The organism is Kitasatospora sp. NPDC127060 (genome assembly GCF_042724935.1).
GTDB lineage: Bacteria > Actinomycetota > Actinomycetes > Streptomycetales > Streptomycetaceae > Kitasatospora.
The window spans coordinates 1-16,095 of record NZ_JBHXEG010000094.1 but is presented as its reverse complement, the minus strand read 5'-3'; the positions used below and the strand labels follow the sequence as shown (position 1 = coordinate 16,095).

Genomic DNA, 16,095 nt, shown 5'->3' with positions numbered 1-16,095 from the left:
AGTCGGCGTGGCCGGCCTCTACAGAGCCGTGAAGGTCCACACCGGGTCGGAGCCGCTGTTGTAGGTCCACTGCTCGGTGACGGAGCCCGACGCGGCGCTGCCGCCCCCGTCGAGCGCCAGACCGGTGGTGCGGTTGGCGATCGAGTAGCCGTTTCCGCTCCGGAGAATGATCCTCCACTGCTGGTCGGTGCCGCCGTTCCACGGTGCCTGCCGGGCCGCGGAGCCGTCGGCGGTGGCGCCCCAGCCGTCGACGACCATGCCGTTGGTCCGGTTGACCAGCTTGTAGTAGCCGCCGCCCACGTCGACCGCCTGCCACTGGAGGTTGGTGCCGGTGGCCGGGGTCCACAGCTTGAGGTCGGCTCCGGAGTCGACGTCGCCGCCGCTGTCCAGGGCGAGGCCGTCGGTGGCGTTGGTGAGCTGGAAGTACGTCGACGGGTCGAACTGGACCTTCAGCGAGGCGATCCGGTCGTCGTTGCCGGTGGCCCTGAGGTCGGGGGTGTCGGCGGTGAAGGTCCAGGCGGTGCCGGTGAAGTCGTCTCCCGAGTAGCCGATGACCTGGTAGCCGGGAAACGTACGGATGGAGGAGATGGTGCGTACGCCCACACCGGCCGCGGTCAGGTCGGCCGCCGTGTACTCGCCCACGTTCAGCGCCGCGGAGAGGCCGGTGTAGTCGACGTCCGTGAAGGCGGCGACGCCGACGGGCGGCAGCACGTCCGGGACGGTGCCCGAGAAGGAGAGCTTCAGGACGTACGCACTGGCGCTGTACGGCGCGGAGGAGGGCAGGGTGACCGTGAGACCGGAGGAGCTCTGCACCGGTGCGGGCAGGTCGATGGTGGTTCCGGAGGTGGAACCGAGCAGCTTGACCGAGGTCAGCGACGAGACGTCGATCCGGCCGGAGCCGAGGGTCTTGATCGTGAGTGAACCACCGGGCCAGCCCAGCACGGTGGCGTACAGGACGTTGTCGTCCTTGTTGCGGGTGAAGCGGATGTCCTGGGGGGTGCCGGCCGTCGGATCGGTGAAGGAGCCGCCGCCCATCTTCGTCGGGCCCTCGCCGTAGACCGTCCAGGCGCGGGTCGAGTAGATCGACTCGCCGAAGCGCTTCAAGTGGTCGCCGATGCCGAGCAGGACGTCCTTCTGCGCCTGCGGGATGGTGCCGTCGGCCGTCGGCGCGATGTTCAGCAGGACGGTGCCGTTCTTGCTGACCCGGTCGATGAACGAGTGCAGCATCTGCTGGATGCCGTAGTAGCCGATGCCCTGCGTGTAGCACCAGCTGCTGCCGGAGATGCTGTCGTCGGTCAGCCAGTACGGGGTGGTGAGGTCCGCCGGGCCGCCTCGCTCGTAGTCGAAGACCTGGCCCTTGTTGTCGAAGCCGTCCTTGTAGGTGGCGACGACCTCGCGGCCCCAGGAATCGGCCTGGTTGTAGTAGTAGGACAGGAAGTCGAGGCGCTGCGTCTCGTCGACCGACGTCAACTCGAAGTCCTGCCAGAGGACGTCCGGCCGGGATCGGTCGAGGACCTCCTTCAACTTGTCGTACCAGAGCTGGTTCGCCTGCGGCCTGTCCAACTGCCCGTAGAGCTTCCTGAGGCTCGGATCCGACTGCACGGGGGCGTTCTCGAAGAAGCCGTTGTAGTTGTACGCGTGGTGCATGGCCACCAGCAGCCTGAGGTTCTTGGCGCGGATCGCCGTGGCGAAGAGCGCCAGCAGGTCCAGCTTCGGGCCCTTGGCGACCGAGTTCCACTCGTTGACCTGGCTGTCCCACATCGAGAAGCCGTCGTGGTGCTCGGCGACCGGTCCGGCGAACTCGGCGCCGGCGTCGGCGAACAGCTGCGCCCACTCGTCGGGGTCGAAGTTCCCGCCCTCCGACTTCAGCTTCGGCGCGAACTGAACGGTGTTGCCCGCGAGGTCCTTCGCCCCGTCGATGAAGTTGTGGTAGGGCCAGGCCGATGGCTGGCCGTATGTCGCGACGTGGTGCTGGTTGGCCGCGCTTCCGGCCTGGTACATGTTCCGCGGGTACCACTCGTTCTCGTACGCGGGAACGCTGAACACCCCCCAGTGGAAGTAGATCCCGAACTTCGCGTCCTGGAACCACTCCGGAGCCGGCGGGTGCTGGTCGACCGAGCTCCAGTCGGGCGTGTAGCCGCTCGGTGCCGCCTGTGCGTCGCCGGCCACGGGTCCGCCGCCGGCGACGGCCTCCGCGGCCACGCCTGCGGCCGAGGACAGAAACTGACGTTCGTGCGGCGAACTCGGCATGAGGAAATCCCTGGGCTGGGGGAGACAGAGGAAATGGTCCGGACCGCGGGGGGCGTGCGACGCGCACGCCCCTGGCACGCCGGAGGCTACGCACGAAGCTCGTCCATGTGACGCCCTGATGTCAACGGGCGTGCAGGATGAAAACGATCCCAGATTGATGGGACTTCTCCGCCTCCCCGCCCATCCACCCACCGGTCGAACGGGCCCTTCATCCAGCAATCTTGCGCGATGCCTGGACAGCACCCCAGAGCGCCGCCTATACATACATCCCATCTCTCCGGTGCGGCGGGCACGCCGGCAACTGCCGCCCGGTACAACTCTCTCCCGCTCAAGGGACCAGCGTGAGGAAGTACCGATGAGACTCAGGACCGCACTCTGCTCCACCGCCTCGGCCCTGTCCGCCCTGACGCTGCTCAGCGCCTGCGGCAGCGGCTCGGGCACCAGCACCGCTTCGGGCAACGCACCGCTGGTCGGCGTCGACTACCCGCGCTCCGACACCGACTTCTGGAACTCGTACATCAAGTACACGCCCGGATACGCCGGACAGCTCGGCCTGTCGCTCAAGACGACGAACTCGCAGAACGACGTCGCCAAGCTGACCGCCAACGCGCAGACCTTCATCAGCCAGGGCGTGAAGGGCATCGCGATGGCACCGCAGGACACCGCCGCCATCGCGCCGACGCTGGCGCAGTTGGAGGCGAAGAAGATCCCCGTCGTCACCATCGACACCCGCCCCGACAACGGAAACGTGTTCATGGTGGTACGGGCCGACAACCGCGCCTACGGCGAGAAGGCCTGCCAGTACCTCGGCACGAAGCTGGGCGGCGAGGGCAAGGTCGTCATGCTGGAGGGCGGCCTGGACTCCATCAACGGCCGGGACCGCACCGAGGCGTTCAACGACTGCATGAAGAAGAACTACCCCGGCATCAAGGTGTTCGGCGAGGCCACCAACTGGGACGGCGCGGTCGCCGCGCAGAAGCTCCAGACCGACCTGACCGCCAACCCCGACATCAAGGGGGTCTACATGGAGTCCAGCTTCGCCCTGGCCGGCACCCTCCAGGTCCTCAAGCAGAAGGGCCTGCTGGTCGACCCGGCGGACACGAAGCACGTCTTCGTCGTGTCCAACGACGGCATCCCCGAGGAGCTCAAGTCCATCGCGGCGGGCAAGATCGACGCCACCGTCTCCCAGCCGGCCGACCTGTACGCCAAGTACGCCCTGTACTACCTGCAGGCGGCGATCGGCGGGAAGACGTTCGCAGCGGGCAAGACCGACCACGACAGCACCATCATCCAGGTCCGTCCCGGCCTGCTGGAGGACCAGCTCCCCGCTCCCCTGGTCACCGTCGACGGCGGCACCTACGGAGGCGTGCCCAGCGTCAAGAGCGACGACACCTCCCTGTGGGGCAACAACCTGGGCTGACCTGCCCGACCAGGCACCCAACGGCTAACGATGACAAGGCGGTTGTGATGAGCGACGGGGAACTGGCAGCCAGCCCCGGACCCTCCCCGGCGGACGACGGACGGTCCCAGACGGGTCCGCCCGTCGTCGAGGCGACGGGCATAGTCAAGCGATTCGGTCCGACGGTGGCCCTCGACGGCGCCCGGATCACCATCAGGCCCGGCGAGACCCACGCGCTCGTCGGCCGCAACGGGGCCGGCAAGTCGACGCTCGTCTCGGTCCTCACCGGCCTGCAGGCCCCCGACGAGGGAACGGTCTTCTTCGGCGGCGCCCCCGCGCCACGGCCGGCGGACCGCGACGCCTGGCGACAGCGCGTGGCCTGCGTCTACCAGAAGTCCACGATCATCCCCACCCTGACCGTGGCCGAGAACCTGTTCCTGAACCGGCAGGGCCGCGGCCGCGGCCGGCTCATCAGCTGGCAGGCTGTTCGCCGGCAGGCGCAGGAGCTGCTGGCGGCGTGGTCCGTCGACGTCGACCCGCAGACCTCGGCCGGCGATCTGAGCGTGGAGCAGCGGCAGTTCGTGGAGATCGCCAGGGCGCTGTCCTTCGGCGCCCGGTTCATCATCCTCGACGAGCCGACCGCCCAGCTCGACGGAGCGGCCATCACCCGCCTCTTCGAGCGCATCCGCGACCTGCAGCGGCAGGGCGTGACCTTCCTGTTCATCAGCCACCACCTCCAGGAGGTCTACGACATCTGCGACATGGTGACGGTGTTCCGCGACGCCCGGCACATCGTGACCGCTCCGGTCGCGGAACTCCCCCGCACCGAGCTGGTCGCCGCGATGACCGGCGAGGCGGCGGTCGACCGGCTGCAGGTGCGGGAGAGCAACCTCGACCGCACCACCACGCCGGCGCTCTCCGTGCAGGCGCTGGGCAGCGGTGCCACCTACGGTGACGTCACTTTCGAGGTGGGCGCCGGGGAGATCGTCGGGCTCGCGGGTGCCGCCGGCAGCGGTCGTACCGAGGTCGCCGAGACCGTGGTGGGGCTGCGGGCGGCCCGGGTGGGCGAGGTGGCGATCGCCGGACGGCGGCCTCGGCCCGGCAGCGTTCCCGCTGCCCTCGCCGCGGGTGCCGGGTTCGTCCCGCAGGACCGGCACCACCAGGGATTCGTGCCCGACATGTCGATCGCCGACAACGCCACACTGTCCGTTCCGCACCGGATCGGCAGGAACGGATTCCTCAGCCGTGGCCGACGGGACCGGCTCGCCGGCGACATGATCGAGAAGCTCGCGATCAAGACACCAGGACCGGAGCTGCCCGTCTCCGCGCTCTCTGGCGGCAATCAGCAGAAGGTCGTCATGGCCCGGGCGCTGGCGGACGACCCCCGCCTGCTGGTGCTGATCAACCCGACCGCAGGCGTGGACGTGCGCTCCAAGGAGTTCCTCCTCGGCAAGGTCGAGGAAACGGCTCGGGCCGGGACGGGAGTGCTCATCGCCTCCGACGAGCTCGACGACCTCCGCATGTGCGACCGGGTCCTGGTGATGTTCCAGGGCCGGGTGACCTCAGAGATGGCCCGCGGCTGGCACGACCACGAGCTCGTGGCCGCGATGGAAGGAGTGGACCTCGATGCCTGAAACCGTCCTCGCGGACACGGCCGGCAAGGCCGCGGAGCCCAAGCCCCCGCGCACGGCGCTGCTCGGCGGCCGGATACCCCTGGCCCGGCTGCGGGACCTCGCCCTCGTCCCCGCGATCGTCGTCATCGCGATCGTCGGCCAGATCGTCAACCCCGTCTTCCTGCAGGCCGACAACCTCATCAACGTCCTGCAGACCATGTCCGAGATGGCCCTGCTGGTCCTCGCCCAGGCGATGATCCTCATCGTCAAGAAGATGGACCTGTCCCTGGAGTCCACGATGGGCCTCGCGCCGGGCGTGGCGGCCTGGCTGGTCGTCCCCGCCGGCGCGGGACACGGGCTCGGCCTGCTCCCCGGTGCCTGGGCGATCCCCGTCACCCTCGCCGTGGGCGTGCTCGTCGGCGTGATCAACTCCCTGATGATCATCCGCTTCGGCCTCAACGGCTTCATCGTCACCCTCGGCATGCTGATCGTCCTGCGCGGCATCCTCACCGGCATCTCCGGTGGGCAGACCTTCTTCCAGCTGCCGGACTCGATGCTCTACCTCGGCACCGCCGAGTGGTTCGGGGTGCCCGCCTCCATCTGGACGTGCCTGGTCCTGTTCGCGATCGCGATCGTGGTGCTCGGCTGGACCGACTTCGGCCGCTCGCTCTACGCCGTCGGCGGCAACGCCGACGCGGCGATGGCGGCCGGCATCCGTACCGGCCGGGTGTTGTGGACCGTGATCGTGACGGGCAGCGTGCTCGCCTCCCTCGCCGGCCTGATGCTGTCCGGGCGCCTGGCCTCGGTCGCCTCCGCGCAGGGCAACGGCTACATCTTCACCGTCTTCGCCGCCGCCGTCATCGGCGGGATCAGCCTGAACGGCGGCAGGGGGACCATGTTCGGCGCGTTCTGCGGCATCCTCCTGCTCTTCATGATCCAGAACGTGCTCACGCTGGCGGGCGTCCCCGCCCAGTGGATCGGTGCTCTCAACGGCCTGATCATCCTGATCGCCCTCGCCATCTCCCGCATCACCGGCGGCAAGGTCCAGGAGTGACCCTGGCGGCCGCCGCCCGCCGCCCGTCCTCCGCCGCGTTCACGTCCCGTCCCGGGGGGATCGCCCCCGTGTTCCTCACAGGAGTCGCCGTCATGCCATCCCCCGTGCCCGCGTCCGCCCGCATCACCGCCCTGGACGTCCTGGACGTGCGGTTCCCCACCTCCGAACACCTCGACGGCTCCGACGCCATGAATCCGGAGCCCGACTACTCCGCCGCCTACGTGGTGCTGCGCACCGACGCCGGCGACGGACTGGAGGGCCACGCCCTCGCCTTCACCACCGGACGCGGCAACGACGTACAGGCCGCCGCCATCGCCGCCCTCGCCCCGCACGTCGTCGGCCTGTCCGTCGAGGACGTCTGCGGCGACCTCGGTGCCTTCTCCCGCTCGCTCGTGCACGATCCGCAGCTGCGCTGGCTGGGCCCGGAGAAGGGCGCCATCCACATGGCCACCGGAGCCGTCGTCAACGCCGCCTGGGACCTCGCCGCCAAACGCGCGGACCGGCCCGTCTGGCGGTTCCTCGGCGAGATGGCCCCCGAGGAGCTGGTCGCCCAGGTCGACTTCCGCTGGCTCAGCGACGCGCTCACCCCCGAGGAGGCCCTGCAGATCCTGCGCCGTGCCGAACCGGGCCGCCAGGAGCGCACCGCCCGTCTCCTGGAGCAGGGCTACCCCGCCTACACCACCACGCCCGGCTGGCTCGGCTACTCCGACGAGAAGCTGGCCCGCCTGGCCCGTGAGGCCGTCGCCGACGGCTTCACCCAGATCAAGCTGAAGGTCGGCGCGTCCCTGGAGGACGACGTGCGGCGCATGCGGGTCGCCCGCGACGCGGTCGGCCCGGACATCCGCATCGCCGTCGACGCCAACCAGCGATGGGACGTGGCACCCGCGATCGACTGGATGCGTGCCCTCGCCCCCTACGACCCGTACTGGATCGAGGAACCCACCTCCCCCGACGACATCCTCGGCCACGCCGCCGTCCGCGAGGCCGTCGGACCCATCAAGGTCGCCACCGGCGAGCACGTCGCCAACCGGGTCGTCTTCAAGCAGCTGTTGCAGGCCGGCGCGGTGGACATCGTGCAGATCGACTCCGCCCGGGTGGGCGGCGTCAACGAGAACCTGGCGATCCTCCTGCTGGCCGCGAAGTTCGGGGTGCCGGTCTGCCCGCACGCCGGGGGCGTGGGGCTGTGCGAGATGGTCCAGCACCTGTCGATGTTCGACTACGTCGCCGTCTCCGGCACCACCGAGGACCGGGTCATCGAGTACGTCGACCACCTGCACGAGCACTTCGTCGACCCCGTCCGCATCTCCGACGGCCGCTACCTCGCGCCGGCCCGGCCCGGGCTGAGCGCACAGATGCACCCGGGCTCGCTCAAGGAGTACACCTACCCCGACGGCCCGGTCTGGACGGCCCGTGCCTGAGGCCCAGGCCCTCGTCGACGCGCGTCACCACGCGTGGGGCACTCGCGAGCCGCGCACGGCCGCGACCGCGACAGGCCGGCACAGCCTTCCCAGTATCATCGACGTCACCCTCGGCAGGCGGACTGACGATCTCCGTGCCAAGGAACCCATCAGGTCGGACGTGCCTGTCCGCGACAGGCACGGAAGGAGTGCGCGGTGTCTCTGACGGACAAGGCCATCGCGCAGATCCGGGAACTGATCCGCAGCGGAGCGCTGCCACCGGGCTCGAAGCTCCCGCCGGAGGCGGAGCTGGCCGCCCAGCTCGGCCTCTCCCGCAACCTGGCCCGGGAGGCCGTGAAGGCACTGGCCGTCGCCCGGGTCCTGGAAGTCCGGCGGGGCGACGGAACCTACGTGACCAGCCTCCAGCCGAGCCTGCTCCTGGAGGGGCTCGGCGGTGCGGTGGAGCTGCTGCAGGGCGATTCCGCCGCCGTGCAGGACCTCATCGAGGTACGGCGGCTCCTGGAACCCGTCGCCACCGCACTGGCCGCCACCCGGATATCCGACGATCAGCTGGCCGAGGTGGAACGGCACCTGGAGGCCATGCGCGACGCCCATGACGACGTGGAGCGGCTCAACGCCCATGATGCCGCGTTCCACCGCGCCGTCATCTCGGCCACGGGCAACGAGACCCTGGTCACGATCCTGGAGGGCATCTCCGGACGTACGCTGCGCGCCCGCACCTGGCGCGGTCTGGTCGACACCCAGGCCTCGGAACGGACCATCGCCGAGCACGAGGCGATCTTCCGGGCGCTGTCGATCCGCGACGCCTCCCTCAGCCAGGCCGCTGCGTTGATGCACGTCAGCAACACCTCGCTGTGGCTGAGCGAACACCTGCGTTCGGGAGAAGCCCTTCCCTGGACATGAGGGCCGAGGGGCGAGGAGGGCAGCGCCGCCCCCGACTCGCGGTCCGCCGTGCCTACGGGACGGGACGGGCGGCACGGATGCCGCGCGGGGACGCCCCGAGTTCACGACGGCAGGTCTTGTTGAACGCCTGGAGGTCGGGGATGCCGACCGAAGCGGCGACGGCGGGGATGGAGAGCGTGGTGGCGCGCAGGAAGTGCCGCGCCCGCTCCATCCGCCGGGCCCGGATGTAGCCGACCACCGTCTCTCCCGTGGCAACCCGGAACAGCCGCGTCAGGTGGTTGTGGGAGACGCCGACCGTCTCCGCGATCTCCGGCACCGTCAGGGGCTCGGTCAGCCGCGCCTCGATCAGGGCCACTGCGGCCGCCACCGCGGGGTGGACGGCCTGCGCGCTCCGCTCCCGTGGCGGGGTGATCCCGGCAACCCGCCACAGGGCTCCCCACACTTCGGCGACCGCTCGGGACGGCGTGTGCGGCCAGGCGGCCAGCGCCTGGCTCAGCTGATCGGTGAGGAAGCCCAGTTCCGGACCGGCCTGCTGGATCACCGGGATGCTCGCGGCCGCTCCCCCCGTGCCGAGGCGGAGGTGGACGTAGAGGTGTTCGGAGCGGCCCCGGTAGCGGTAGCGGACTTCGGTCCCGGGCGGTACGAGGCTGACCCGGCCGGGGCGGATCGCGTGCTCGGTGCCGTCGACCGTCAAGTCGGCCTCGTAGCCGTACAGATGGAGCTGCCAGAGGTCCGGCAGCGAGAACACGTCCTCGTGGCCGGCCGCCCCGTGCACGCCGATGCCGACGGCGGCGAGTTGCGGAGGCTCGTCGAGATGGGCGGTGACCGTGTGCATGGTCCCGTGTTCTACCACGGCGTCCACGACCCGATCCAGGGTCGTGAACCTCGGCTCACCGCGGGGCTGCATGGTGAGAATCGACCACAACAGGGTGAACCAGGCCCACGCGGCGAGGCCCCGGGCAGGCCTAGCGTGGCCGCCATGGAGAAGAGTCAGGAGCTGCTCAGCTCGGTACAGATGGCGCGCTTCGTCGCGCGCGGATCGCTGCGGCTGGACGCGGTGGTCCCGGCGGAGCTGAACGCCGAGGGCCTGGGGGTGCTGGCCGACGACGTGCCCCCGGTGCCGTACGGGACACCGCTGCCCGCGGCCTATCCCGAGGGATCGTTCGTCCGCAGGCTGCTCGAACTGCCGCGGGTCGCAGGGGCGCTGCACAGCCTGGTGGGCCCCGAGCCGTGGGTGGACCACCACTTCGTGCACACGCGTGAACCCCACGGCGGCGAGGCCCAGGCGCTGCACGGGGACGCCATCATCGACGTCCGGCCGGACGCCTTCGACGTGCAGCTGATGTACTACCCGCAGGCGGTGACGCTGGAGATGGGCGGCACCCTCAGCGTGCCGGGCAGCCATCTGCGCCGGACCAACGAGTCGGACACCGGCCGGTACCAGAACCTGCGCGGCCAGGACCGGCTGGTCTGCCCGGCCGGGACGGTGGTGTTTCTGCACCACGGCCTCTGGCACGGGGGCCGGCGCAACGACAGCGACACGCTGCGCTACATGTTCAAGATCCGCTTCAATCCGACGGTGCGCCAGCAACGGCTCTGGAACACCTCGGACCTCCACGACCCGCAGGTGACAGCCGAGTTGGGCGCGATGTTCCCGTGGTACGAGGGGGCGACCGGTCGCCTGGAGCTGTACAACCGCATCCTGCTGTGGCGGGCGCTGACCGGCGACGACAGCTACGACCTCGACCACTGGGTGACCAGGGTCTCCAACCGCCCCCGGGGGAAGGCGTCATGACGAACCACACGACCACCACGACCACCACGACCGACACGACCGACACGACCGACACGACCAAATCGGCCCGGCAGCAGGTCCTGGTGCTCTACCTGTCCAACTCCGCACTGGACTCCCCCGTCGTCGGCTGGGCGAGGTACGACGGCACCGGCCGCACCTCCCCCACCACCGGCGACAGCGACGAGCCGCCGTACGGGACCGGAGTGGCGGCGCTCCGGGACGGCTGGCGCCTCTTCCAGGCCGCGCAGCTGATCCCGCCGTACCCGGGACACGAGTACGATGTCTCCTTCCTCAAGCACGAGTTCTTCTTCGAACGGATCGTCGACGCCCCGGCAGCGGAGTGACGTTGACACCCCTTCGGGCCACGGTGACGGGTGCCGCCCCCGTGTCCCCCGGCTACCGCACTGCCGAGGGTGCGATCCGGCTCACGTCGTGCACTGGACCAGGACCATCCCCTGAACGAGGACGAAATGACTGAGGCGAATCTCGTCGTGCTGTCGGCCGGTGACGCGGCCCTCACGCTCGACACCACCGGACCGGAACTGCCCCGGGTACTGCACTGGGGCGCCGATCCCGGCTTCCGCGCCGGCGACGCCGCGCAGGTCCTCGACGCCATGGGCCGCACCCGGCGCCACCAGGCCGGGAGCCTGATGCCCTCCCAGGGTCAGGGCTCGGGCTGGTTCGGACGCCCGACCCTGGCCGGGCACCGCGACGGCCGGGTCCGCCCCCCGCGCTTCGAGCTCGCCGAACCGGTCGCCGTACGCGCCGAGGACGGCCGGGGCGGCACCGTCGACGTGCGGGCCCAGGACCCCGGGGCGGGGCTCGCGCTGCACACCGAACTGCAGATGACCGAGCAGGGCGTCGTGCGGCTGCGCCACACCCTGACCAACACGGCGGCGGACACCTACACCCTGGAGGTGCTGGCGTGCGTGCTCCCGGTGCCCGCCCACGCCGCGGAACTGCTGGACTTCACGGGCCGCTGGGCCCGTGAGCGCTCCCCGCAGCGATCCCCGCTGCGGCACGGCGTGTGGTCGAGGGAGAGCCGGCGCGGCCGCACCGGCTTCGACGCCGGACTGCTGCTCGCCGGCACCGCGGGCTTCGGCTTCCGGCACGGCGATGTCTGGGGCGTGCACCCCGCCTGGAGCGGCAACCACGTCCAGTACGCGGAGCGCCTCGCCGACGGGACGACCGTCCTCGGCGGCGGCGAACTGCTGGCCGCGGGCGAGATCCGGCTGGCGGAGGGCGAGTCGTACCGGACCCCGTGGGTGTACTTCGCGACCTCCGGCACGGGCCTGGACGGGATCAGCCGCGGCTTCCACGACCTGCTCCGCAGCCGCCCCCAGCACCCGAACACCGCCCGGCCCGTCACCATGAACATCTGGGAGGCCGTCTACTTCGACCACGACCCCGAACGGGTACGCACCATCGCGGACACCGCGGCGACGGTCGGCGTGGAGCGGTTCGTCGTGGACGACGGCTGGTTCCGCCACCGCCGCCACGACCGCGCCGGCCTCGGCGACTGGTACGTCGACGAGAAGGTGTGGCCCGACGGGCTGCGCCCGCTCGCCGACCACGTCCACGGGCTCGGCATGCAGTTCGGCCTCTGGTTCGAACCCGAGATGGTCAACCCCGACTCCGACCTCGCCCGCGCCCACCCCGACTGGTTCCTCGCCGACCCCGAACGCCTCCCGTACGAGCAGCGGACCCAGCACGTCCTGGACGTCGCGCACCCCGACGCCCACGCCTACCTGCTGGAGCGGATCAGCACCCTCGTCGGGGAGGTGGGCATCGACTACATCAAGTGGGACCACAACCGCGACCTCGCCGACGCCGTCCACGACGGCCGCCCCGGCGTGCACGCCCAGACGACGGCGGTCTACCGGCTCCTGGACGAACTGCGCGGCCGCCACCCCGGGCTGGAGATCGAGTCCTGCTCCTCCGGCGGAGCCCGCGCCGACCTCGGCATCCTCGAACGCACCGACCGGATCTGGGGATCGGACAACATCGACCCGATCGAACGTCAGGCCATCCAGCGCTGGACCGGCCTGCTCCTGCCCTACGAGCTGATCGGCTCCCACGTCGGCTCCTCCCCCGCCCACATCAGCCACCGCGCCACCACCCTCGCCTTCCGCTGCGCCACCGCCCTGTTCGGCCACGCCGGCATCGAAGCCGACATCTCCGGCTGGCCGCAGGAGGACCTGACCGCGCTCGCCGCGTGGATCGACGCCTACAAGCAGCTGCGGCCGCTGCTCCACCGCGGCGACGTCGTCCGCACCGACCACCCCGACCCGGCCGCCTGGGTCCACGGCGTCGTCTCACGGGACCGGGCCCACGCCGTCTTCGCGTACGTCCAACTGGAGACCTCCGCCATCGAGAACGGCGCACCCGTACGCCTTCCGGGCCTGGAGCCCGAGACCCGCTACGCCGTGCGCGTGCGCCCCGAGCTCTCCTCCCCCGAACACACCTGGCCCGCCTGGGCTCGGCGTACGGCCGCGCTCACCCTGACCGGCCGGTACCTGGCCCAGGTCGGCCTGGCCGCCCCGGGCCTGACCCTCTGCCCCGGCCAGGCCCTGGTCGTCGAGGCGCAGGCACAGCCGTCGGCCTCGTAGGAGTGATCCTCCGCCCCGGCTGCAGGAGCAGGACCCCTACAGCCGGGGCGGAGGCGTGCCGAGGGCCCGGCTGAGTTCTGGTCCACGCCTTCTCCAGCAAGTCCGGTGTGCAGCAGGCCTCTTGACGCACCGCCACCGTTTCCTTAGGTTGAACCAGGCATCGAAGCGCTTCGATCGACTCACCCGACCGGCAGCCACCGCATCGAGCCGCTCACGAAGCGCCGGGGCGAGGCGCGCTGACGGTGGAGGAGCACTCGGGCACCAGCCGTCCCGACAGGCCCGCTCGCCCCCGACCGGCCCCCGGGCCGGCGTCTCTCGGCCGGTCGGCCCCCTGTCCACCACTTTTCTCGGGAGCACACCCGCCATGACCACGGTCCCGTCCGACCACCGCCTTGCCCGACGCCCGTTCCCGACGGGCTTCGCGTGGGGCGCAGCGACCGCCGCCTACCAGATCGAGGGCGCCACCACCGAGGGCGGCCGGACCCCCTCGATCTGGGACACGTTCAGCCACACCCCCGGCAAGACCGAGAACGGCGACACCGGCGACACGGCGGTGGACCACTACCACCGCTTCCGCGAAGACGTCCGGATCATGGCCGACCTCGGCCTCACCTCCTACCGCTTCTCCATCGCCTGGCCCCGCGTCCAGCCGACCGGACACGGCCCCCTGTCCGACCACGGCCTCGACTTCTACCGCGCCCTCACCGACGAACTGCTGGAGCACGGCATCACCCCCGCCGCCACGCTCTACCACTGGGACCTCCCCCAGGAACTCGAGGACGCGGGCGGCTGGCCCGCTCGCGACACCGCGTACCGCTTCGCCGAGTACGCCGCCCTGACCGCCGAGGCCCTCGGCGACCGGGTGTCCACCTGGATCACCCTCAACGAGCCCTGGTGCAGCGCCTTCATGGGGTATGCCGCCGGCGCCCACGCCCCCGGCCGCACCGACCCGGCGGACGCGCTGCGCGCCGCGCACCACCTCAATCTCGGCCACGGCCTCGCCGTCGGCGCGCTGCGCGCCGCACTGCCCGCCGACGCCCGAATCTCCGTCTCGCTCAACCTGCACGCCGTACGACCGCTCACCGACAGCCCGCAGGACGCGGAGGCGGCCGGCCGGATCGACGCCGTCGGCAACCGGATCTTCACCAGCCCGATGCTCAAGGGCCGCTACGACGACGACCTCCTCAAGGACACCGCCCACCTGGTCGACTGGGACGCCCTGGTCCACGACGGCGACCTCGCGGAGATCTCCCGCCCGATCGACCTGCTCGGCCTCAACTACTACGCCCCGACCGTCGTCTCCTCCCCTGCCGAGGGCCGGCGCCTCCCGCGCGAGGACGGACACGGTACCGGCTCGCACTCGGTGTGGCCGGGCGCCGAGGACATCGCCTTCCACCGCGCCAACGAGAACGTGACCGCGATGGGCTGGCCGATCGACCCGACCGGCCTGTCCGACACCCTCACCGCCCTGCACCGCGAGTTCGGCCTGCCCCTGCTCGTCACCGAGAACGGCGCCGCCTTCGACGACACCGTCGCCCCCGACGGCAGCGTCCACGATCCCGAGCGCACCGCCTACCTCCGCGGCCACCTCGACGCCGTCGCCGACGCCATCGCCGCCGGCGCGGACGTCCGCGGCTACTACCTCTGGTCCCTCCTCGACAACTTCGAGTGGGCGTACGGCTACAGCAAGCGCTTCGGCGTCGTCCACATCGACTACGTCACCCAGAAGCGCACCCCGAAGTCCAGCGCCCGCTGGTACTCCGAGGTCATCCGCCGCGGCGGACTGGACTAGGGCCTGTTGCGCGAGTGGATCTCGAATTGCGGTGATCACGGTGTGGCGCGAGAGGAGCTGACGGGCCGGCAGTGGGTTCGGCTGGAGCCGTTGCTGCCAGCGGGGAAGAAGCCGGGCAGGCCGCGGCCGCGGACGCGTCGGCAGCTGATCAACGGAATACGGGGTGCCGTTAACGATCGTGTCAGGAGCCCCACATGCGCCGACGGCTACTCGGCAGCCGTGATGCGGGCGGCGTAGACCCGGTAGGCCTTACGCGCGGCGGGCCCGGCGGATTCGGCGGCCAGGACCGCGCTCTGCAGGAGAGCGGCGCGGTGGAGTTCGAGAGGTGCGGTGATCCGGAGCGAGTGGCCCTGGCCGCGGCGGATGACCCGGCCGGAGGCGAGCGCCTGGCGGACGGCCTCGGTGCCGGCGGTGGCGAGGTGGTCGGCGAGCAAGCCGGGCAGGTCGAGCACCACCTCCGGGTCCGGCGCTGGCGCGGCCTTCTCACCGGGGTCGGCCGGGAGGACGTCGAGTTGCTTGGGCAGTTCGCGGGCGCCGGCGGCGTCCAGGATGCGGCGGATCGTCTTCGGGTCGACCTGGTGCTGGCGGGCGAGGGCCTTGACGGCAGTGCCTTTACCGAACGCCTCCACGACGTCGGCGGCCTGGTACTCGCTCAGCGCGACGGGGCGGCCGAGCGTCTTGCCGGAGGCTTCGGCGGCGGCGACGCCTTCGCGGGTGTTCTCCGAAATCATGTCGCGCTGGAACTCCAGCACGGCGGCGAGCACGTTCACCATCATCTTGGTGCCGGGGTCGTCGGAGGCTAGGTCGATGCCGGACAGCAGTCCGGACTCGACCCGCAGGTGCAGGCCGCGGCGGATCAGCACCGGCCGCAGGGCGAGGATGTCCGCCACCGAGCGGAAGAGCCGGGCGGCGTCGGCGATGCGGATGGTGTCGCCGACGGCGGCCTCGTTCAGCAGCCGGGTGAAACCGGCGCGGTCGAGCGAGAGCTGCCGGGTGGAGGTGGCGGGGTCCTCGTAGACGGGGGCGCCTGCGGCCAGCAGCGGGGCCAGGGCGTGGCGCTGGCGGGCGTCGGTCTGCTTGTCGGTGGAGTGCCGCAGGTAGAGCCGGTCGGCCATGTGCTCTTCGCCTTCCCCGGGTGGCGGGGCCCGGCGGTGTCCGCAGACCACCCTAAAGGCTGTCCCGTAACTATCCGTCTGGTTCGGCGTTGGTCACGGTATGGGTGGGGTGATCTCGGCGAGCGATCCGATGTGGATCGAGCCGTT

12 protein-coding genes are annotated in these 16,095 nt (G+C 70.9%); 9 read left to right on the top strand and 3 right to left on the bottom strand.

The window, feature by feature from the left end; genetic code table 11:
• Positions 1-18: 18 nt before the first annotated feature.
• Positions 19-2,250, bottom strand: a complete 2,232-nt coding sequence (locus ACFWIS_RS34915; RefSeq protein ID WP_380460742.1) for an alpha-L-fucosidase — start codon at positions 2,248-2,250, stop codon at positions 19-21.
• A gap of 355 nt (positions 2,251-2,605) precedes the next feature.
• Between ACFWIS_RS34915 and ACFWIS_RS34910 the strand changes: the two genes are divergently transcribed.
• The 5 genes from ACFWIS_RS34910 to ACFWIS_RS34890 all read left to right on the top strand — a co-directional run bounded on the left by ACFWIS_RS34910 (position 2,606) and on the right by ACFWIS_RS34890 (position 8,637).
• Positions 2,606-3,670 carry a sugar ABC transporter substrate-binding protein gene (locus ACFWIS_RS34910; protein ID WP_380460740.1) on the top strand — a complete coding sequence of 355 codons (1,065 nt, stop codon included), beginning with the start codon at positions 2,606-2,608 and terminating at the stop codon, positions 3,668-3,670.
• A 47-nt stretch (positions 3,671-3,717) separates the two neighbouring features.
• Positions 3,718-5,283, top strand: a complete 1,566-nt coding sequence (locus ACFWIS_RS34905) for a sugar ABC transporter ATP-binding protein (protein ID WP_380460738.1) — start codon at positions 3,718-3,720, stop codon at positions 5,281-5,283.
• The gene (locus tag ACFWIS_RS34900) at positions 5,276-6,316 is read left to right on the top strand and encodes an ABC transporter permease (protein WP_380460737.1); all 1,041 of its coding nucleotides are present in this window, start codon (positions 5,276-5,278) and stop codon (positions 6,314-6,316) included. Before ACFWIS_RS34905 ends, ACFWIS_RS34900 begins: the two co-directional genes overlap by 8 nt.
• Before the next feature lie 92 nt (positions 6,317-6,408).
• Positions 6,409-7,734, top strand: coding sequence for an L-fuconate dehydratase (locus ACFWIS_RS34895; protein ID WP_380460735.1), 1,326 nt, complete (start codon positions 6,409-6,411; stop codon positions 7,732-7,734).
• Positions 7,735-7,929: 195 nt separating this feature from the next.
• Complete coding sequence (locus tag ACFWIS_RS34890; protein ID WP_380460733.1) at positions 7,930-8,637, top strand: FadR/GntR family transcriptional regulator; 708 nt, start codon at positions 7,930-7,932, stop codon at positions 8,635-8,637.
• A gap of 52 nt (positions 8,638-8,689) precedes the next feature.
• Here the strand turns inward: ACFWIS_RS34890 and ACFWIS_RS34885 are convergent, their stop codons facing one another.
• Positions 8,690-9,472 carry a helix-turn-helix transcriptional regulator gene (locus ACFWIS_RS34885; RefSeq protein WP_380460731.1) on the bottom strand — a complete coding sequence of 261 codons (783 nt, stop codon included), beginning with the start codon at positions 9,470-9,472 and terminating at the stop codon, positions 8,690-8,692.
• 144 nt (positions 9,473-9,616) lie between these two features.
• On the opposite strand from ACFWIS_RS34885, the gene ACFWIS_RS34880 reads away from it, so the two are divergent.
• From ACFWIS_RS34880 to ACFWIS_RS34865, 4 genes are all read left to right on the top strand, one after another.
• Complete coding sequence (locus ACFWIS_RS34880) at positions 9,617-10,432, top strand: phytanoyl-CoA dioxygenase family protein (RefSeq protein WP_380460729.1); 816 nt, start codon at positions 9,617-9,619, stop codon at positions 10,430-10,432.
• Positions 10,429-10,776: a hypothetical protein gene (locus ACFWIS_RS34875; protein WP_380460727.1), complete on the top strand. Its 348-nt coding sequence runs from the start codon at positions 10,429-10,431 to the stop codon at positions 10,774-10,776. The genes ACFWIS_RS34880 and ACFWIS_RS34875 overlap by 4 nt, the downstream gene beginning before the upstream one ends.
• Before the next feature lie 126 nt (positions 10,777-10,902).
• Complete coding sequence (locus tag ACFWIS_RS34870; RefSeq protein WP_380460725.1) at positions 10,903-13,041, top strand: alpha-galactosidase; 2,139 nt, start codon at positions 10,903-10,905, stop codon at positions 13,039-13,041.
• Positions 13,042-13,405: 364 nt separating this feature from the next.
• A complete protein-coding gene (locus ACFWIS_RS34865) occupies positions 13,406-14,833 on the top strand; it encodes a GH1 family beta-glucosidase (RefSeq protein WP_380460724.1) in 1,428 nt (475 codons plus the stop codon).
• A gap of 206 nt (positions 14,834-15,039) precedes the next feature.
• Here ACFWIS_RS34865 and ACFWIS_RS34860 read toward each other — a convergent pair whose 3' ends face one another.
• Entirely contained in the window at positions 15,040-15,948 is a 909-nt protein-coding gene (locus ACFWIS_RS34860; RefSeq protein WP_380460722.1) for a recombinase family protein, read from the bottom strand.
• Positions 15,949-16,095 lie beyond the last annotated feature (147 nt).